Source organism: Mycobacterium sp. NPDC049093 (assembly GCF_040704635.1).
Classification (GTDB): domain Bacteria; phylum Actinomycetota; class Actinomycetes; order Mycobacteriales; family Mycobacteriaceae; genus Mycobacterium.
Window position 1 is genome coordinate 551,006 of the sequence record NZ_JBEZJS010000006.1, and the last position, 18,543, is coordinate 569,548.

Sequence of the window (18,543 nt, forward strand, 5' to 3'; positions counted from 1 at the left end):
TCACCCCACCACTCTGGGGGAAGGCGGCTGGGGCGTCGCCCGCTCCAGGTACCGCAGTAGTTCCACCGGGAACGGCAGGACCACGGTGGAGTTCTTCTCCGCAGCCACTTCGACGACGGTCTCCAGCAGCCGCAGCTGCAGGGCCGCCGGGTCAGCCGCCATCACATCGGCGGCCGCAGCGAGCTTCTCGGACGCCTGCAGTTCGCCGTCGGCGGTGATGACGCGGGCCCGTCGTTCCCGTTCCGCCTCGGCCTGACGCGCGATCGAGCGCTTCATCGAATCCGGCAGCACGACGTCTTTGATCTCGACCCGGTCGATGTGGATCCCCCAGCCCACCGCCGGGTTGTCGATCAGCAGTTCCAGCCCCTGATTGAGTCGTTCCCGGTTGGACAGCAGGTCGTCCAGGTTGCTCTTGCCGATGATCGACCGCAGGGAGGTCTGCGCCACCTGGCCGATCGCCGACATGTAGTCCTGGACGTCGACCACCGCGCGAACCGGGTCGATCACGTTGAAGTAGATGACCGCATCGACCCGCACGGTGACGTTGTCGCGGGTGATGCCGTCCTGCGCGGGAACCGGCATCGTGATGATCTGCATGTTGACCTTCTGCAGCCGGTCGGCCACCGGAACGAGCATCGTCAACCCTGGTTGCCGGACGTTGTCCTGGACCCGGCCGAACCGGAAGACCACGCCGCGCTCGTACTGCCTGACCACACGAATGTTGTTCGCGCCGAGCCAGAGCAGGGCGACCGCGCCGGCCCCGGCCGCAGACAGGGCATAGAGGATGTCCATGATCTGACCTCGATTCATGGCGTCGCGGGGCGAGCCCGCCCCACAGTTCGATTGTGCGACGGTGGTGTGCCTACCGCGAGTGAACAAGTCACCGATAGTGTCTAGAGTCCAGCGCAGGGCTCAGCGAGGAGACGATCATGACCGCAGCGGGTAAGCCGATCCGGGTCATCCAGTGGACCACCGGCAACATCGGACGACGCTCGCTTCACGCGATCATCGGCCGCGACGACATGGAACTGGTCGGCGTGTACGCCTACGGCGCCGACAAGGTCGGCGTCGATGCCGCCGAGCTGGCCGGCTGGCCCGAGCCCACCGGCATCAAGGCCACCAACTCCATCGACGAGCTGATCGCCCTGAAGCCCGATGCCTGCTGCTACAACCCGATCTGGCCCAGCGTGGATGAACTCGTCCGCCTGTTGGAGGCCGGCGTCAACGTCTGTTCCAGCGCCGCCTGGATCACCGGCGGCAAACAGACCGCCGAAGACCGGGAGCGCATCGAGAAGGCTTGCCAGACCGGCAATTCCACGATCTTCGGCAGCGGGGCGCATCCGGGCCTGACCAACATGATGGGCATGGTGCTGTCCAGCGCGTGCGAGAGCGTCGACGAGATCCGGATCACCGAGTCCGTCGACTGTGGGGTCTACGAATCGGCCGGAACCATGGCAGCGATGGGCTTCGGTAAGGACCCGGAGACGCCCGGGCTGGCCGAGAGCGTGCGCCTGGAAAGCGAAGTGTTCGCCGAGTCGGCGGCGATGATGGCGGACGCGATCGGCGCCAAGTTGGACCGGATCACCTTCGACGTGACGTTCACCCCGGCCAGCGAGGACTCCGACCTGGGGTTCATGCAGATCCCCAAGGGCACCGTGGCCAGTGTCTACGGGTATCACCGCGGCTGGGTCGGCGACAAGAACGTCGTCAGCGTCGGATTCAACTGGATCATGGGCGAACACGTCACCCCGCCGAAGCCGGTGGCGCACGGTCACGTGATCCAAGTGTTCGGCGTGCCCAACATGCGCACGGTCGTGTACTGCCTGCCGTCGAAGGACTGGAGCGAGGTCAGCCTCAACGGACTCGGCATGATCTACACCGCGCTGCCGGTCACCAACGCGGTGCCCGCCGTGGTGGCCGCCGCACCCGGCATCCTCACCCTTAAGGATCTGCCACCGGTCACCGGACGGTTCGCCGGCTAGCACCCGTTCTGCTGCGCCGCTTTCTACCGCACGGTTGTGCGCTTCGTCGATCCACAGCCCTGAGGTAGAAAGCGGCGTAGGAGGGGCCAAGCGTCGGGCGGGCTACGCATCCTCCACGGTGATGCAGGCGCCCACCGCACCGCCACCGACGTGTACGGCCAGCACCGCGCCCATGTCCGTCACCGACAGCGACTGCAGATTCGGTAGCCGGTCGGTGAGTGCCGCTGCGATCTCCTCGGCGCCGTCCGGGTTGTCGACATGGTGCACGACCACGCGCACGGCCCGGTCCCCCGCGGCTTCGGCGATCTGATCGACAAGTGCCGCATGTGCTTTCGATATCGTCCGGATCCGCTGGGAGAGCACCAGCCGGCCGTCCACGTCGAGGTGCAGCAGCGGCTTGAGTGACAGAGCGGTGCCCAACCACGATGCCGCCGCACCGATCCGGCCACTGCGCCGCAGATTGTCGAGCCGGTGCACCACGATGAACGCCTGCCCGCGCGGGATCGCGGCGCGCGCCGCCGCCTCAACCGTGTCGAGTGATCCACCGGCACGGGCTGATTCGGCGGCCGCCAGGGCGACGAACCCCACCCCCATGGCGGCGGCCCGGGAGTTCACCACCCGTACGGCCTGCCCGATCTCGCGGGCCACCGCCGCGGCAGTGCTGTAGGTGCCCGACAGCGCCGCCGAAATATGCACTGCGACAACACCGTCGCCACCGCTGTCGGCCAGTGCCTGCCGATAGGTCTCTGCGAGGTCGGCCGGCGATGCCCCGGACGTGGTGACCCGCGGCCGGTCGTGAATGGCCGCAGGTATCGGATCAACACCATCGCGCCAGTCGCTGCCGTCGTCGAGGATGTGCAACGGCACCTGCCGGATCCCCCACTGTTCGCACAACTCGGGCCGCAGCCGCGCCGTCGAGTCGGTCACCACCATGACCGCCATCGTCAGTCGGTGGAATCCAGTTGTGGCACACCGGCATCGGCAAGACCCTTGAGCATCAGCTCGGCCACCGCCCGGTGGGCTTCGAAATTCCAGTGGATGCCGTCGGGATTGCCGCGCCCGTTGAGCACCTCTTCGGCCACCGCGGCCTTGAGATCCACCAACGGCACGTCATGCTCGGCCGCCCAGTCCGTGATCGCCCTGACCGTGGGCTCACGTCCGTGATGGGCCTTGCCGTACGTATCGGCGATGTGCACCGACGGCAGCGAGGCCACCACCGGAATTCCCGGCCGGTTGAAATCGATGGCGTTGCGCGTCATCTCCAGGTACTCCACCGTCACATGCGGTGGCAGCGCGGCCCGGGCGATCGGCGACAACCGCGGCTGAATCCAGCCGTAGCCGTCCCGCGCCCAGCGCCGCAGCCAGGCCGGACGCACATACCGGATCAGCTCGCGCAGGGCCGTCGGCAGCGGAGAGGGCAGCGAATCCATGCCGCTGGTGGCGAAGACCACGGCGCCGGCGCGCGGCAACGCCGCCCACGCCCGCGGGTCCTGGGTCGAGGCCCACCAGACGTCGCGGGTGGTCCAGCCGATCCGGCCGATGAGTTCTACGTCCCAGCCCAGCTGCTCGGCCACGATGTTGGGCCAGATCCGTGGATCGTCGGACGGCAGACCACCGGTCGGGCCGAAATAGGACAGGGAGTCGGCGAAGACCAGCAGCACCGGCCTGCGGTCGGGCGAGCGATCAGAGGACATCGTTGGCCACCTGCGCCGAGGCGTTCCAGACATCCAGCCGCCATTTGACGACGTCGGACGCGTCACGATCGTCCGCGTCGTCCTCGGAGTGCCCCGACAACTGAACCCAGCTGGCATTACCCATACCGCCCAGCACCGGCCAGTTGTCCACCGGCAGGCCGAGCAGGCCGGCGGTCAGCGCCGCGATCAGCCCGCCGTGAGCGACGAGCACGACCGGACGGTCTGCTCCTCCCCCGACCTGATCCAGACCCCAATCAGGTTGCCCGGCAACAAGTTCAGCAACAACCGGAACACTGCGGCCGGCCACGTCGACGCGGCTCTCGCCACCGTGCGGTGCCCACCTCGCGTCCTCACGCCACGCCGCGCGGGCGCCCGGAGCGGCGGTGTCCACCTCCTGGTGCGTCAGACCCTGCCAGTCCCCGAGATGCGTCTCCCGCAACCGCTTGTCCACGGCCACCGCGATCCCGGCGCGATCGCCGAGGGTCATCGCAGTGTCCAGGGCACGCTTGAGATCCGAGGACACGATCAGCAGCGGTTGACGCTTGGCCAGCACCTCGGCCGCCGCAGCGGCCTGGTCGCGGCCCAGATCGGACAACTCGGTGTCGAGCTGCCCCTGCATCCGGCTGCCCGCGTTGTACTCGGTCTGACCGTGGCGCAACAGCACCAGCCGACGGACCCTCATCGCGCCCTCATTCCGTGGACTCCGGGTCCTCGGGACCACCAAGCTCGACCGGAACGGTCGGGCAGTCCCGCCACAACCGTTCCAGGGCATAGAACTCCCGCTCGTCCTGATGCTGGATGTGCACGACGATGTCCACGTAGTCGAGCAGCGTCCAGCGCCCCTCGCGGGTGCCCTCGCGGCGGGCGGGTTTGTAACCGGCCAGCCGCATCTTGTCCTCGACCTCGTCGACGATCGCATTGACCTGGCGCTCGTTGGAGGCCGACGCGATCACGAAGCAGTCGGTGATCACCAACTGACCCGACACGTCGATGACCACCACATCGTCGGCCAGCTTGGCCGCAGCAGCCTGGGCGGCCACCGTCGCCATCGCCACGGCCTCAGCGGTGGCGCTCATCGAACCGGCTCCATGATGTGTTCACCCTTTCCGTCTGCGGAATACAACCCGCGTTTGGCCACGTACTGCACCACGCCGTCGGGCACCAGGTACCAGATCGGCCGGTCTTCTTCGGCCCGCTTGCGGCAGTCGCTGGACGAGATGGCCAGCGCGGGCACCTCGACCAATGTCAATGTGTCCGGCGGCAGCTCACGCAGCGCCGCCTCGATGTGTTCACCGTCCAACTCGTAGCCCGGCCGGCTGACGCCGACGAACCTCGCCATGGAGAACAGGTCCTCCCAGTTCTGCCAGGACAGAATGGAGGCCAGGGCGTCGGCTCCGGTGATGAAGTACAGGTCGGCGTCGGCGTTGAGGTCACGCAGATCACGCAGGGTGTCCTTGGTGTAGGTCGCCCCACCCCGATCGATGTCGACGCGGCTGACCGAGAACCTCGGGTTGGACGCGGTCGCGATCACCGTCATCAGATACCGGTCCTCCGGCGCGCTGACCCGCCGGTCGTGTTTCTGCCAGGGCTGACCCGTCGGGACGAATACCACCTCGTCGAGATCGAACAGGTCGGCCACCTCACTGGCGGCGACCAGGTGCCCGTTGTGGATGGGATCGAACGTCCCACCCATCACACCCATCCTGCGCCGTCTAGCCACGAACAGGCAGCTTACGGCAGCGTTCACCAGCGGTGCGCAGGCTGCGGCACGGCGGCGCCACGGTGGGCCGTGCTCAGACCGGCAGCAACCCGTCGATCACCGCGGCCAGTTGTTTGGCCGAGCGGCACTCGTGCATCGGGATGGTGTCGGCGTATTTCGGCGCCGCAGAATCGCCGCTGCCCCACAGATGCCTGGGCTCCGGGTTGAGCCAGTGGGCGTGCCTGCTGGACGACACCATGTGCGCGAGCAGGCCGGTCTCCGGGTTGCGGTAGTTGTTGCGGCCGTCGCCCAGCACCAGCAGCGAGCTGCGCGGGGACAGCACGTTGGGGTACTTGTCCAGGAAGGACACGAACGCGTGCCCGTAGTCGGAGTGCCCGTCACGGGTGTAGACGCCGGCCTCTCGGGTGATGCGCTGCACCGCGACCGCCAGGTCGGACTCCGGCCCGAACATCTCGGTCACCTCGTCGGTGGTGTCGATGAAGGCGAACACCCGTACCCGGGAGAACTGCTGACGCAGCGCCGAGACCAGCATCAGGGTGAAGTGGCTGAATCCGGCGACCGACCCGGAGACATCGCAGAGCACGACGAGCTCGGGACGGGCCGGATGCGGCTTCTTGAGCACGACGTCGATGGGCACCCCACCGGTGGACATCGATTTGCGCAGCGTCTTGCGCAGGTCGATCTCCCCGGAACGGGACCGGCGGCGCCGGGCCGCCAGGCGCGTCGCCAACGTGCGGGCCAACGGCTGTACGGTCTTGCGCATCTGACGCAGCTGCTCACCGGACGCCCGCAGGAACTCGACGTTCTCGGCCAGCTGCGGCACCCCGTACATCTGCACGTGGTCACGGCCCAGTTGCTCGGCGGTGCGCCGCTTGGTCTCGGACTCGACCATCTTGCGGAGCTGGGCGATGCGCTGTGCGGCCAGGGCCTTGGCGATCTCCTCCTGGGTCGGCGTGGGTTCGTCGCCATAGGGGGCGAGCAGCCCGGCCAGCAGCCGGCCCTCCAGATCGTCCAGGCTCATGGCCTTGAGTGCCTGATACGACGAGTAGGACGGGCCGCGGCTCGAGTTGTACCGGCCGTAGGCCTCGACGATCCGCGCGATCATCGCCGCCATCCGGTCGTCGAGGTTGGCCAGTTCCTCGTTGTCGGCCAGCATCTGCACCAACGCCTCACGCATCGCCTCGATGTCCTCGGGCGGCAATTGGGGGCGGTTCTCGTCACCGGCATCGCCCTCGTCGTCCTCCGAGAGCGCGGTGCGGTCACCCAGAGCGGCCGGGAAGAACAGGTCGAACATCGCGTCATAGGTGTCGCGGTGGTCTGGGCGGCGCAGCACCGCGCAGGCGATGCCCTCACGCAGCGCCTCACGATCACCCAACCCCAGCACGGTGATCACCCGGCCGGCATCCACCGTCTCCGATGGTCCGACCGAGATGCCTTGCCCGCGAAGCGCTTCGACGAACTCGACAAGGTGCCCCGGCAGGCCGTGCGGGGCCAGCGGCTGCGGCGGTCGAACCCGGCGGGGCACCATCAGTTCAGCTTCAGCTCGCCGGCCGCCCTGACCTGGTCGGACTGGTGTTTGAGCACCACGCCGAGGGTGGCAGCGATCATCTCGTCGTCGATGGTGTCCAGACCCAGGGCCAGCACGGTGCGGCCCCAGTCGATGGTCTCGGCCACCGACGGCACCTTCTTGAGTTGCATGCCGCGCATCACGCCGATGATCTTCACGAGCTCCGATGCGATGTGCTCGGGCAGTTCGGGGACCCGCGACAGCAGGATGCGCCGCTCCAGATCCGGATCCGGGAAGTCGATGTGCAGGAACAGGCAGCGACGCTTGAGCGCCTCGGAGAGCTCACGGGTGGCATTCGAGGTGAGCACCACGAACGGCGGACGCTCGGCGATGATCGTGCCGAGTTCCGGGACGGTGACCGCGAAATCGGAGAGCACCTCCAGCAGCAGGCCCTCGATCTCGATGTCGGCCTTGTCGGTCTCGTCGACCAGCAGCACGGTCGGATCGGTGCGCTTGATCGCGGTCAGCAGCGGACGGGTCAGCAGGAACTCCTCGCTGAACACGTCCATCTTGGTCTGGTCCCAGTCGCCGCCGTTCGCGTTCTGCCCGGCTTGGATCCGCAGGATCTGCTTGGCGTGGTTCCACTCGTAGAGCGCGCGAGCCTCATCGACGCCCTCGTAGCACTGCAACCGCACCAGCTCCGAACCCGTCGACTGGGCCACCGCGCGAGCGAGCTCGGTCTTTCCGACGCCTGCGGGCCCCTCGACAAGCAACGGTTTACCCAGCCGGTCGGCGAGGAAAACCGCTGTCGCGGTGGCGGTATCGGGCAGGTAGCCGGTCTCCGCCAGGCGCCGCGCGACATCGTCGATGTCGGCGAACAACGGAGCGGGGCGAGCGGGCACGCTCATGTGGTCTCCTGGTCTCTATCGGGTCGGCGGCTACGCCGGGCGGGTCTGACCGTCTCCCCACACGATCCATTTGGTCGAGGTCAGTTCGGGCAGGCCCATCGGTCCGCGGGCATGCAGTTTCTGGGTGGAGATGCCGATCTCGGCGCCGAAACCGAACTGCTCTCCGTCGGTGAACGCGGTGGACGCGTTGACCATCACCGCAGCCGCGTCCACCTGTTCGGTGAAACGCTGGGCCGCAGCAAGATCCATTGTCACGATGGCCTCGGTGTGTCCGGTGCCGTACTCGTTGATGTGGGTGATCGCCCCGTCGAGCCCGTCGACCACTGCGACGGCGATGTCCATCGAGAGGAACTCGGTGTGCAACTCCTCTTCGGTGGGATCGGCGTGCACGGTCACTCCGGCCTCCCGCAGCGCGGCGGTGAGCCGCGGCAGTGCGGTCTCCTGCAGCGCCTTGTCCACCAGCAGGGTCTCGGCGGCATTGCAGACACTGGGACGGCGCGTCTTGGAGTTCAGCAGGATCTTCTCGGCCAGGTCGACGTCGGCCGAGGAGTGAACGTAGACATGGCAATTGCCCACACCGGTCTCGATGGTGGGAACCTGCGCGTCGCGCACCACGGCCTCGATCAGGCCGGCTCCCCCGCGCGGGATCACCACGTCGACCAGGCCGCGGGCCTGGATCAGGTGGGTGACGCTGGCGCGGTCGTGGCTGGGCAGCAGTTGCACGGCGTCCAAGGGCAGACCGACCGAAGCCAGGGCCGACCGCAGCGCGGCCACCAGCGCCTCGTTGGACCGGGCCGCCGACGAACTGCCGCGCAGCAGAGCGGCATTGCCCGACTTCAGGGTGAGCCCGAACGCGTCCACCGTGACGTTGGGACGGCCCTCATAGACCATGCCGACCACCCCGAGCGGCACCCGCTGCTGACGCAGCTGCAGGCCGTTGGGCAGGGTGCGGCCCTGCAATACCTCCCCGACCGGATCGGGCAACCCGGCGACCTGGCGCAGCCCGGCCGCAATGCCGTCGACCCGCTGCGGGTTGAGTGCCAGGCGGTCCAGCATCGCCTCGGGGGTACCCGACTCGCGGGCGGCCTCGACGTCGGCCGCATTGGCGGCCAGGATCTCGTGGACATGGGCCAGCACGCTGTCGGCGGCGGCGTGCAGCGCGCGGTTCTTGGTCTCGGCGCTCAGAGTGCCCAAGGTGCGAGCGGCGATGCGAGCACGACGCGCGGCCTCGTGCACCTGCTCGCGCAGGTCTGCTTGCGGCACCGTCGGCGACTGTGTCTGAACGCTCATCTAGCCAGCGTATCGGACCTGTTGACGCCCTTCGACAGGTGTCAGGCGCGCTCTGCGGCTAGCGTTGTCGAACATGGTCGCTGCGCGGGTTTGCGTCGTCGGGAGCATCAACGCCGACCTCACGTTCACCGTCGGCGCACTGCCGCGCCCCGGACAGACCGTGCTCGCGTCGTCCCTGGCGTCTGCGCCCGGCGGCAAGGGCGGCAACCAGGCGGTGGCGGCCGCGCGGGCCGGCGCCGAGGTTGCCCTGGTGGCCGCGCTCGGCGACGACGCCGCCGCCACGAACCTGCGCGAGCATCTCCGGGCCAATGGGGTGGCGACCGACTCCGTGACATGCGTGCCCGGTCCGAGCGGATCGGCGGCGATCCTGGTCGACGGAGTCGGCGAGAACTGCATCGTGGTGGCGCCGGGCGCCAATGCCCGCCTCGAGGTGGACTCCGACGCGGCGCGCACGGCCATCGTCTGGAGCGAGGTCGTGCTGATCCAGTTGGAGATCCCGGTGACGACGGCGATCGCAGCGGCCCGGTTGGCCAAGGCTGCCGGGGCGGCCGTGATGCTCAACGCCTCACCAGGAGGTACCGCCGCCCATCAATTGCTCGCATTGTCGGAACTGGTCGACGTGGTGGTGGTGAACGAGACCGAGGCGGCCGAGTGGCACTGGCCGGTGCGGCATCTGGTGATCACCCGGGGCGCTCGAGGGGCCAGCTACGTGGGCACCGACGAGCGCTTCGACGTACCGGCGCCCGCAGTGCGGGCGCTGGACACCGCCGGCGCCGGCGACGTGTTCGCCGGGGTGCTGGCCGCGAGCTGGACCGCGGGCCACGAACATGCCCTTCGCCGCGCGTGCGCGGCCGGAGCGTTGGCCACCCTGGTGCGCGGGGCCGGCGACTGCGCCCCGTCGGCATCCGACATCGACGCTGTCCTGACCCACTGAGACGGCCAACTGAAGCCGATACCGTTGACGTTATAGTCGCCGACATGACCCAGGGAAACACTCCGCGACCGCCCGAAGGCGACTGGCTCGGCACCCCGTACCTCAGGTTCGAGCGGCAGGGACCGTTCGGCGTGGTGACCCTAGACCGGCCCGAGGCCCGCAACGCGATGACGCCGGCGATGTACTTCGGCATCCGGTACGCGGTCACCCACGTCGAGGCGGACCCTGATCTGGCCGGCCTGCTGATCACCGGAACCGGGGACGTGTTCGCCCCCGGCGGCGACCTCGGCGGCGGCAACGGCGTCGACGACTGGATGAGCTTCGGCGCAGCCCTGTCGATGGACGTCACCCCGTTCGAAACCCTGCGCCAATCGGTCAAACCGGTGGTGAGCGCCGTCAACGGCTTGTGTCAGGGCGGCGGGCTGCAGATCGCGATCTGCAGCGACATGGCCGTGGTCAGCGACCGCGCCACATTCCGGGTGCCCGAGCTGTACCGCGGTATCGCCGACACGTACTACAGCCAGATGCTGGCCCGGCTGATCGGCCCCGTCCGGACCCGTGACCTCATGTTCACCGGGCGCACGCTCACCGCACAGGAAGCCGTCGACTGGGGCATGGTCGCCCGAGTGGTACCGCACGACGAATTACTCTCTGCCGCAACAGAAGTGATCGCCCAATGCTGCCGGACGGCGCCCCGCGCCCGCGGGGTGGTCAAGTCCAGTCTGGACAGTTACCTGGGTCTCTACGACCGGATCGGCATGAAGGCCAGCTACAGCGGCGACGAGGCCGCCGAGGGATTCCGCGCCTTCAAGGCGCGACGCTCCCCGGAGTGGGTCCACCCGGACCTGCGCGCCGAGGGCCGGCTCTAGACGCTGACCAGGTCCTCCCTGGCAGCCGTCGCGGGCTGCACATTGGCTCCGGGCCCAGCGGTCGGCAGCGACACCTCCACACCGGAGATGTCGATGACGCCGAACTGGGTGAAGTTGAGGAACGGCGTCGCCGAGGTGGTGATCTGCACCGTCGCGGTGTGTCCGGGCTCCAGTGTGTAGGCCACGGCCTCCATCGGAATGGTGACGGTGTGCTCCTTGCCGTCGAGCGTGACCGGAATCGGCGTGACCACGTTGCCGATCACCTGGCCGGTCTGATCGTCGACGACCTGGGCGTAGACGTGGCGGCTGGTGCCGATTCCGGAGTAGGTCATCGTCAGCTCGGGCGCACCGACGATCTGGGTGGCGGTTTCCGACGGCGCCGTCACCTTGACGTTCACCGCGTTGGCGGCCTTGGTGCCGTCCCCGAGGCCGAACGGGATCCCCGCCGCGCCCGGTCCGGAACCGCCGAGGATCGGGACGATTCCGAGCAGCCCGCCGCTGCCCGACGCGGTGACCGGGGCCCCGGTGAAATTCGGGTCGGTCGGCAGGAGGTCGGACGTGTAGTGGTCGCCGTTCTGGTCGATCCACTGGAACGTAGGAAGACTGTCCGCGAGGCCGCCATCGACGTTCTCGCCCTTGTGCTTGACGTAGGTGTCCAGCCAGCTCATCGTCGCGGATTCGACCATCTCGGTGCTGTCGCCGGCCGGGGTTTCGCAGTTGCCGTGGCCGCCACAGAACCACACCATCTTCACCGGCACGCCGTTGGCGTCGAGGATCTGCGCGTTGTCCATCGCCTGCTGCAGCGGGAACAACACGTCGACGGTGCCCTGGATGATCAGCGTCGGCGCGGTGACCTTGTTGACCAGCGCGGTGGGGCCACTGCTGGCCAGCAGGGCTTGCTGCTCTGGGGTCAGGATGCCCAGCAGTCCACCGGTGAGGATGCCGCTGTACAGCTGGCTGTTGATGTTCGCGCCCGAGGTCACCAACGACAGGAGCAGCAGCGCCGCATACGACGTCTTGAACGCCTCGTTCGGGTAGAGCGAACTGTTCAGCGAGTTCCACGAGATCGTCGGGACGATCGCGTCGATCCGGTTGTCGGTGCCCGCGGCCACCCACTGGATGCCTCCGCCGTATGACGGGCCCACCATGCCCATCCGCGGATCATTGGCGGCGTCGAGTTGCGTGCCGGGCCGCTTGGCGACGTAGTCGATCATGGCTGACACGTCGCGACCCTCGAAGAACGGATTGTCCAGCTGCAGGATCCCGCCCGAGTCGTGCTCGCCGCGCGAATCCCAGGTGACGACGTTGTAACCCGCGTCGCGGAACGTGCCGACGCCGGTGGCTCCGCCCGAGTACGGGTTCGTGTCGCCCGCACTCGACAGGCCCGCGCCACTGAAGATGGTCGGCGCCTCCTCCCCCGCCTGAAGGCCCGACGCCGGGAAATAGTTCATGCTGATCGGAGTGCCGTCGAAGGACGTCACCTTGACCGTGTAGGCCACCGGGGTGCCCGCCGGCGCCAGCGCACCGACGTCCACGTTGACGTCCACCATCTCCGACTTGCCGATGAGCGGCGCCAACAGATCGTTGACGATCGGTACCTGATGCACGATCACCAGTACCTGCGGCACGAACGATCCCACGATCGGAATCTGTTGCAACGCAGCATCGAACGCGGTGGTCTCGGCGACCAGGACGGTGAACTTCTCCGTGCCGCCGCTGTCGACGACAGTGGCGTAGGGCAGGAACGTGAAGGTGCCGTTGGCCGAGTTGAGCCGGACCTTGCCGCCCGCACTCGGGTCGCCGATCACGGTGTAGGTGAGCGGCAGACCGGTGGAACTCGTGGCCCCCGTGGAGCCGTGGATGATGCCGTCGGTGATGCCGACCGATGGACTGGCCGTGATGCCACCGGTGGCGCTCACCGACGGTGACACGGCGGCCGCGGAGAACTCCCGGCGCGCGGCCGCAAGCAGAACCCATCCGGCGGGCGAATCAGTCGACGGCGCGGTCGGCGAGTTCCCGGCCAGTGTCCTGGCGATGTCGTTGACCACGGTCTCGATCAGGCCCCGCACCGGAGCCACCTCAGCGGCGGGTGGCTCGGCCTTGACCGTGACGGGCGGGGTCGCTGTGGGCTCGTCGGCCACACCGGTGTCGATGCTCTCGTTCGTCGACTCGACGGGCGCCGGGGTCTTGGCGTGATCACGCAGAGGCCGGGGCAGGTTCGGCTTGACGAACGACAGGCCCCGCGCCGGTGTTTCAGCGGGCACGGCGACCTTGGGTTTTTCGATCGCCGGGGCGTCCTGCCCGTTGTCGCTGCCGCCGTGCCGGGTCAGTCCGGCTTCGATCTTGGCCTGGGCCTCCGACAGCCGGTCGGTGATCGATTGCACGACATCGGACTTCGGCGTCGTCGAGCTCACGCGGTGGCGACCGGACTCACCGAGCTTGGTCGGCCGGTCCTTGATCGCCGAACGCACCGTCGCCGGTCGCGGCGTGCGGGTGCTCTGCCGGTCCTTGGCCGGACCCTTCTTGGCCGCGGGGGCAGACGGAGAATCGGACGACGTGTCGCTGGAACCGGGCGATGCCGAGGCCACCGGGGTACCGAGGGCCTGCCCACCCAGAACGACGGCCGACCCGACCCCGAGCGCAACCGCCAATCCGCCTACCCGACCGACGTACCTTGCAGCACCCAACGCGACCTCCTAGACCCAGACATTCGGCAATGACCGAACTGTGACCCGACGCACATTAGCGCGTCGCTGTGACCCAGAAGGTTAGCTTGTCAATTTTTTGCGTCGTCAATTGGGAGCAGCCGCATGGGCTGAAGAAAACTACTGTTCAGGGACGTTTCGCTCGATCTCGTCGAGCCAGATCCGTGCCGACATGTCCGACGGCGCCCGCCAGTCCCCACGCGGCGACAGCGAGCCGCCGTGCGACACCTTGGGCCCGTTGGGCAGCGCCGACCGCTTGAACTGTGAGAACGAATAGAACCGCTGGGCGAAGACCTGAAGCCAGTGCCGGATCTCGCCGAGCGAATACACCGGGCGCTTGTCCTCGGGGAACCCGGCCGGCCAATCACCGTGGGCCGCGTCATGCCACGCATGCCAGGCCAGGAACGCCACCTTCGACGGACGGAAGCCGTAGCGCAGCACCTGGAACAACGAAAAGTCCTGCAGCACATAGGGGCCCACCTTGGCCTCGCTGCTCTGGATCTCCTCGTCCTCGCCGGTGGGCACCAACTCCGGGGTGATCTCGGTGTCGAGTACCGATTGGAGGACTTCATTGACCTCGGAGTCCTCGTCGCCGAACTGACCGGACGAGATCACCCACCGGATCAGATGCTGGATCAGGGTTTTCGGCACCCCTCCGTTGACGTTGTAGTGCGACATCTGGTCGCCGACACCGTAAGTCGACCAGCCCAGTGCCAGCTCCGACAGGTCCCCGGTGCCGAGCACGATGCCGCCGCGCTGATTGGCCAGCCGGAACAGGTAATCGGTGCGAAGGCCGGCCTGGACGTTCTCGAAAGTGACGTCGTAGACCTTCTCACCGCGTCCGAACGGATGGTCCATCTCGGTGAGCATCAGCTCGGCGGTCTGCTTGATGTCGATCTCTTCGAACGTCACCCCCAGCGCCCGACTCAACCGGATCGCGTTGTTCTTGGTGCGGTCGCCGGTGGCGAAGCCGGGCAGGGTGAACGCGAGAATGTCACTGCGCGGGCGGTTCTCCCGGTCCATCGCCCGGGCCGCCACGATCAGGGCATGGGTGGAATCCAGGCCGCCGGACACCCCGATCACCACCTTGGGGTATTTCAGTGCCCGCAGCCGCTGCTCCAGCCCGGAGACCTGAATGTTGTAGGCCTCATAGCAATCCTGTTGCAGCCGTGCCGGATCCGCAGGCACGAACGGAAACCGCTCGATCTCGCGCAACAGCCCGATGTCGCCTGTCGGCGGGTCGAGCTGAAACTCGATGCGACGGAACGTATCTACCTGGGGGCCATGGTTTCTCGCGTTGTCGTCGAACGTGCCCATCCGCAGCCGCTCGGAACGCAACAGCTCCAGATCCACGTCGGCCACCGAGCGTCGTTCACCCCGCGGGAAACGCTCACTCTCGGCCAGCAGCAGCCCGTTCTCCCAGACCATGGTCTGGCCGTCCCACGCCAGGTCGGTCGTCGACTCCCCCTCGCCGGCCGCGGCATACACATAGGCGGCCAGGCACCGCGATGAGGCCGAACGCGCCAGCAGCGCACGATCTTCGGCGCGGCCGACAGTGATCGGACTGCCCGAGAGATTCGCCAACACCGTGGCGCCGGCCAATGCCGCCTGGGCACTGGGAGGAACCGGAACGAACATGTCCTCACAGATCTCGACGTGCAGGACCAGCCCCGGGACGTCGGAGGCCACGAACAGCAGGTCCGGACCGAACGGCACCTCGGCGCCGGCCACCCGGATGGTGCCACGCACGTCGGCGCCGGACGCCATCTGCCTGCGCTCGTAGAACTCCCGGTACGTCGGCAGATAGGACTTCGGTGCCACACCGAGCACCGCGCCGCGGTGGATGACGACCGCCGTGTTGTAGACCCGATGCCGGTACCGCAGTGGTGCGCCGACCACCAGCACCGGTGTCAGCACCACCGATGCCGCGACGATTTCGATGAGCGCCTGCTCCACCGACTCCAGCAAGGCATCCTGCATCAGGATGTCGTCGATCGAATAACCCGAGAGCGTCAGCTCGGGGAACACCGCGACGGCCACGCCGTCGTCGTGGCAGGCCTGCGCCAACCGGAGCACCGATTCGGCGTTCGCCGGCGGATCCGCCAACGCCGTGTGGTGGGTGCAGGCGGCAACCCGCGCGAAACCGTGGTGATAGGCGCTGTAGAAGTCCATCGAGCCCATTGTCACCCGAAAAGTGTCAAGATCGGGCCACTGGGTACCAAATGACGCATGAGCGATACCGCCCTGGTGGTTGTGGACATGCTCAACCACTACCGGCACGAGGATGCCGAACTGCTTGCCCCCAACGTGGCGCCGATCATCGATCCGCTGGTCGGGCTGATCGAGAGCGCTCGCGACCGCGACGACATCGATCTGATCTACGTCAACGACAACTACGGCGATTTCACCGCCCAGTTCAGCGACATCGTCGAGGCCGCGCTGGCCGGTGAGCACCCGGATCTGGTGCGGCCGATCTTCCCGGCGGACGACTGCCTGCTCCTGACGAAGGTGCGCCACAGTGTGTTCTATGCGACCGCGCTGGATTACCTGCTGGGCCGCTTGGGCACCCGGCGGCTCATACTCACGGGCCAGGTCACCGAGCAGTGCATCCTCTACAGCGCTTTGGACGCCTATGTGCGACATTTCGACGTCGTGATCCCGTCCGACGCGGTCGCGCACATCGACGCCGGTCTGGGTGAGGCCGCACTGCAGATGATGCGCCGCAACATGAGCGCCGAGATCGTTCCCGCCGCCAAATGCCTGGACTGACGGGCGGCCTATCCTGGCGAGCGTGGATGCTCCCGAACTCGTCGCCCTTCTGCAGGGCCGCCGCGTCGCGGTATTGACGGGAGCCGGGATGTCGACCGATTCCGGTATCCCCGATTACCGCGGCCCGGATTCTCCGCCCAGCAATCCGATGACCATCCGGCAGTTCACCTCTGATCCGGAGTTCCGCCAGCGGTACTGGGCCCGCAACCACGTCGGGTGGCGCCACATGGACGAAACACTGCCCAATGCCGGGCATCGCGCCTTGGCCGCACTGGAATCCGCCGGGGTGGTGAGTGGACTTATCACCCAGAACGTCGATCTGCTGCACAGCAAGGCCGGCAGCCGGTCGGTGGTCAACCTGCACGGCACCTACGCGCAGGTGATCTGCCTGGACTGCGGCGCGACGATGGGTCGCGACGAGCTGGCCGGCGCACTGGAGACGGCCAATCCCGGCTTCATCGAACGCGCCGAGGCGGTCGGCGGCATCGCGGTGGCACCCGACGCCGATGCCGTGGTCAGCGACACCGATTCATTCACCATCGTGGACTGCCCGGCCTGTGCGGGCATGCTCAAACCCGACATCGTCTACTTCGGTGAGAATGTCCCGAAAGACCGTGTCGAGCAGGCGTATTCGATGGTGGAGGACGCCGAAGCACTGTTGGTCGCGGGCTCCTCGCTGACGGTGTACTCCGGCTATCGATTCGTCCGGCACGCGGCCGCGCACGACATCCCGGTGGGGATCATCAACCGCGGCCCCACCCGCGGCGACGACCTGGCCACGGTCAAGGTCGAAGCGGGCTGTTCGGAGATGCTGACCCTGTTGGCCGGTGAGCTCAGAACGTGCACGGCATCGCCCGGATAGCGTGCACGAAGTTGCCGGCCAGATAGGCCGGCTCGCCCGCGGCGATGTCGGGCAGCTGGTGCAGCAGCTCACCGAAGAGCGCCCGCAACTGGGTCCGGGCGACATGTGCACCCAGGCAGAAGTGACGGCCGCCGCCTCCGAATCCCAGGTGCGGGTTGGGCTTACGGCTCAGATCGAAGACCTCGGGCCGGTCGAACACCTCGCCATCCTGGTTGCCCGAGGCGTAGAACATCACCACCTTCTCCCCCGCCAGGATCTGCTGCCCACCGAGTTCGACGTCGACGGCCGCGGTGCGGCGGAACGTCATCACCGGAGTCGCCCACCGCACGAACTCCTCGACCGCTCCGCCGATCCGGTCGTCGAAATCGGCCATGAGCCAGGCCCGTTGGTCGGGATGGTCGGTCAGCGCTTTGAGTGCGTGACTGGTGGTCTGGCGGGTGGTGTCGTTGCCCGCCACCGCCAGTAGCACGAAGAACGCCGCGACCTCGGCATCGGTGAGCCGGTCCCCGTCGACCTCGGCGTGAACCAGTGCGCTGATCAGATCGTTGCCCGGGTTCTCCCGGCGTTCCGCGGCAAGCGCATTCGCCACCTGATGCAGGTACATCTGGTTCTGCATCAGCACCTCGAGCGGGTGGCGCCCGGCCAAGTAGACCGGGTCGGCCCAGGACACCAGCGCGTCGGCAGCATGGGCCACCCGCTGACGCTCGGCCTCGGGGATCCCGACCATGTCCGACAACGTCCGGATCGGCAGTTCCTTGGCGCATTGATCGACGAAGTCCACACCGCTGCCGACCTCTTTGAGCTCGGCCACGATCTGACGGGCGTTCTCCTTGATCGAGTCTTCGATGCGGGCCACCTGCCGGGGCGTGAACGCGGCGTGGACCAGTTTGCGGATCAGCGTGTGCCGGGGTGCGTCCATCGCCAGGAAGGACTGTGACGCCTCGAGCAACTCCTCCGGAACGGACTCGAACAACACCCCTTTGCCCGACAGGAATGTCTCACTGTCGCGGCTGACCGACACGATGTCGGCGTGCCGGGTGACCGCCCAGAACCCGCGATCGTCGGGATCCGGCATGAGCGCGTCTTCGACGGGCGGATGCCAACTGACCGGGCGGGCGGCACGTAGCTGCGCGAAGGCAACCTCGCGATCGGCGGCCGTGGTGGCCCAGAACACCCGTGACGACAGGTCGATCGGGTCGTAGGGACGGGCAGCGGCGGGCCAGGAGGCAGCAGATGTGATGGGCGACACAGTCATGATGGTGACGATAAGTCTAGACACTATGTCTAGTCAAGGTGTGACGCG

Annotated in this window: 17 protein-coding genes; 5 read left to right on the plus strand and 12 right to left on the minus strand. The window is 67.6% G+C overall.

The features are described 5' to 3' along the window. Positions 1–792, minus strand: a complete 792-nt coding sequence (locus AB0876_RS25835; RefSeq protein WP_491841275.1) for an SPFH domain-containing protein — start codon at positions 790–792, stop codon at positions 1–3. Positions 793–929: 137 nt separating this feature from the next. On the opposite strand from AB0876_RS25835, the gene AB0876_RS25840 reads away from it, so the two are divergent. After that, positions 930–1,982, plus strand: coding sequence for an NAD(P)H-dependent amine dehydrogenase family protein (locus AB0876_RS25840; RefSeq protein ID WP_491841274.1), 1,053 nt, complete (start codon positions 930–932; stop codon positions 1,980–1,982). A gap of 102 nt (positions 1,983–2,084) precedes the next feature. On the opposite strand, the gene AB0876_RS25845 is transcribed toward AB0876_RS25840, so the two are convergent. The 8 genes from AB0876_RS25845 to AB0876_RS25880 all read right to left on the minus strand — a co-directional run bounded on the left by AB0876_RS25845 (position 2,085) and on the right by AB0876_RS25880 (position 9,101). After that, positions 2,085–2,924 carry a DegV family protein gene (locus AB0876_RS25845; RefSeq protein WP_526043258.1) on the minus strand — a complete coding sequence of 280 codons (840 nt, stop codon included), beginning with the start codon at positions 2,922–2,924 and terminating at the stop codon, positions 2,085–2,087. Positions 2,925–2,926: 2 nt separating this feature from the next. Continuing rightward, positions 2,927–3,676, minus strand: coding sequence for a diglucosylglycerate octanoyltransferase (gene octT, locus AB0876_RS25850; RefSeq protein ID WP_491841272.1), 750 nt, complete (start codon positions 3,674–3,676; stop codon positions 2,927–2,929). Next, entirely contained in the window at positions 3,666–4,358 is a 693-nt protein-coding gene (gene gpgP, locus AB0876_RS25855) for a glucosyl-3-phosphoglycerate phosphatase (RefSeq protein WP_491841271.1), read from the minus strand. Before gpgP ends, octT begins: the two co-directional genes overlap by 11 nt. 7 nt (positions 4,359–4,365) lie before the next feature. Beyond that, positions 4,366–4,752, minus strand: coding sequence for a ribosome silencing factor (gene rsfS / locus AB0876_RS25860; protein ID WP_491841270.1), 387 nt, complete (start codon positions 4,750–4,752; stop codon positions 4,366–4,368). Beyond that, entirely contained in the window at positions 4,749–5,396 is a 648-nt protein-coding gene (gene nadD, locus AB0876_RS25865) for a nicotinate-nucleotide adenylyltransferase (RefSeq protein WP_088304484.1), read from the minus strand. The genes rsfS and nadD overlap by 4 nt, the downstream gene beginning before the upstream one ends. A gap of 73 nt (positions 5,397–5,469) precedes the next feature. Beyond that, positions 5,470–6,924 carry a vWA domain-containing protein gene (locus tag AB0876_RS25870; protein ID WP_491841269.1) on the minus strand — a complete coding sequence of 485 codons (1,455 nt, stop codon included), beginning with the start codon at positions 6,922–6,924 and terminating at the stop codon, positions 5,470–5,472. Next, a complete protein-coding gene (locus tag AB0876_RS25875) occupies positions 6,924–7,811 on the minus strand; it encodes an AAA family ATPase (RefSeq protein WP_491841268.1) in 888 nt (295 codons plus the stop codon). The genes AB0876_RS25870 and AB0876_RS25875 overlap by 1 nt, the downstream gene beginning before the upstream one ends. A 30-nt stretch (positions 7,812–7,841) precedes the next feature. Beyond that, positions 7,842–9,101, minus strand: coding sequence for a glutamate-5-semialdehyde dehydrogenase (locus AB0876_RS25880; protein ID WP_491841267.1), 1,260 nt, complete (start codon positions 9,099–9,101; stop codon positions 7,842–7,844). A 73-nt stretch (positions 9,102–9,174) separates the two neighbouring features. Here AB0876_RS25880 and AB0876_RS25885 point away from each other — a divergent pair, with 73 nt between their 5' ends. Further along, on the plus strand, positions 9,175–10,035 hold the full coding sequence (locus AB0876_RS25885) for a ribokinase (protein WP_526043259.1): 861 nt from the start codon (positions 9,175–9,177) through the stop codon (positions 10,033–10,035). 44 nt (positions 10,036–10,079) lie between these two features. Next, positions 10,080–10,904 carry an enoyl-CoA hydratase/isomerase family protein gene (locus AB0876_RS25890; protein WP_491841265.1) on the plus strand — a complete coding sequence of 275 codons (825 nt, stop codon included), beginning with the start codon at positions 10,080–10,082 and terminating at the stop codon, positions 10,902–10,904. On the opposite strand, the gene AB0876_RS25895 is transcribed toward AB0876_RS25890, so the two are convergent. Next, complete coding sequence (locus tag AB0876_RS25895) at positions 10,901–13,591, minus strand: S15 peptidase family protein (RefSeq protein ID WP_491841264.1); 2,691 nt, start codon at positions 13,589–13,591, stop codon at positions 10,901–10,903. The two genes, AB0876_RS25890 and AB0876_RS25895, sit on opposite strands and share 4 nt — an antisense overlap. A gap of 138 nt (positions 13,592–13,729) precedes the next feature. Then, positions 13,730–15,781 carry an NAD(+) synthase gene (locus AB0876_RS25900; RefSeq protein WP_526043260.1) on the minus strand — a complete coding sequence of 684 codons (2,052 nt, stop codon included), beginning with the start codon at positions 15,779–15,781 and terminating at the stop codon, positions 13,730–13,732. Positions 15,782–15,838: 57 nt separating this feature from the next. Here AB0876_RS25900 and AB0876_RS25905 point away from each other — a divergent pair, with 57 nt between their 5' ends. After that, positions 15,839–16,378 (plus strand): cysteine hydrolase family protein, encoded by a 540-nt coding sequence (locus tag AB0876_RS25905; RefSeq protein ID WP_526043261.1) that lies wholly within the window; start codon positions 15,839–15,841, stop codon positions 16,376–16,378. A 22-nt stretch (positions 16,379–16,400) separates the two neighbouring features. Next, positions 16,401–17,240: an NAD-dependent protein deacetylase gene (locus AB0876_RS25910; RefSeq protein WP_491841261.1), complete on the plus strand. Its 840-nt coding sequence runs from the start codon at positions 16,401–16,403 to the stop codon at positions 17,238–17,240. Here AB0876_RS25910 and AB0876_RS25915 read toward each other — a convergent pair. After that, on the minus strand, positions 17,212–18,495 hold the full coding sequence (locus tag AB0876_RS25915) for a cytochrome P450 (protein ID WP_526043262.1): 1,284 nt from the start codon (positions 18,493–18,495) through the stop codon (positions 17,212–17,214). The genes AB0876_RS25910 and AB0876_RS25915 overlap by 29 nt on opposite strands. Positions 18,496–18,543: the final 48 nt, after the last annotated feature.

Bases quoted from the DNA above. Each gene is read 5' to 3' on its own strand.
- gpgP (WP_491841271.1), bottom strand. From the start codon at position 4,358: ATGAGGGTCCGTCGGCTGGTGCTGTTGCGCCACGGTCAGACCGAGTAC.
- AB0876_RS25885 (WP_526043259.1), top strand. From the start codon at position 9,175: ATGGTCGCTGCGCGGGTTTGCGTCGTCGGGAGCATCAACGCCGACCTC.
- AB0876_RS25915 (WP_526043262.1), bottom strand. From the start codon at position 18,495: ATGACTGTGTCGCCCATCACATCTGCTGCCTCCTGGCCCGCCGCTGCC.
- octT (WP_491841272.1), bottom strand. From the start codon at position 3,676: ATGTCCTCTGATCGCTCGCCCGACCGCAGGCCGGTGCTGCTGGTCTTC.
- AB0876_RS25890 (WP_491841265.1), top strand. From the start codon at position 10,080: ATGACCCAGGGAAACACTCCGCGACCGCCCGAAGGCGACTGGCTCGGC.
- AB0876_RS25905 (WP_526043261.1), top strand. From the start codon at position 15,839: ATGAGCGATACCGCCCTGGTGGTTGTGGACATGCTCAACCACTACCGG.
- AB0876_RS25835 (WP_491841275.1), bottom strand. From the start codon at position 792: ATGGACATCCTCTATGCCCTGTCTGCGGCCGGGGCCGGCGCGGTCGCC.
- AB0876_RS25875 (WP_491841268.1), bottom strand. From the start codon at position 7,811: ATGAGCGTGCCCGCTCGCCCCGCTCCGTTGTTCGCCGACATCGACGAT.
- AB0876_RS25840 (WP_491841274.1), top strand. From the start codon at position 930: ATGACCGCAGCGGGTAAGCCGATCCGGGTCATCCAGTGGACCACCGGC.
- AB0876_RS25900 (WP_526043260.1), bottom strand. From the start codon at position 15,781: ATGGACTTCTACAGCGCCTATCACCACGGTTTCGCGCGGGTTGCCGCC.
- AB0876_RS25870 (WP_491841269.1), bottom strand. From the start codon at position 6,924: ATGGTGCCCCGCCGGGTTCGACCGCCGCAGCCGCTGGCCCCGCACGGC.
- rsfS (WP_491841270.1), bottom strand. From the start codon at position 4,752: ATGAGCGCCACCGCTGAGGCCGTGGCGATGGCGACGGTGGCCGCCCAG.
- AB0876_RS25880 (WP_491841267.1), bottom strand. From the start codon at position 9,101: ATGAGCGTTCAGACACAGTCGCCGACGGTGCCGCAAGCAGACCTGCGC.
- AB0876_RS25845 (WP_526043258.1), bottom strand. From the start codon at position 2,924: ATGGCGGTCATGGTGGTGACCGACTCGACGGCGCGGCTGCGGCCCGAG.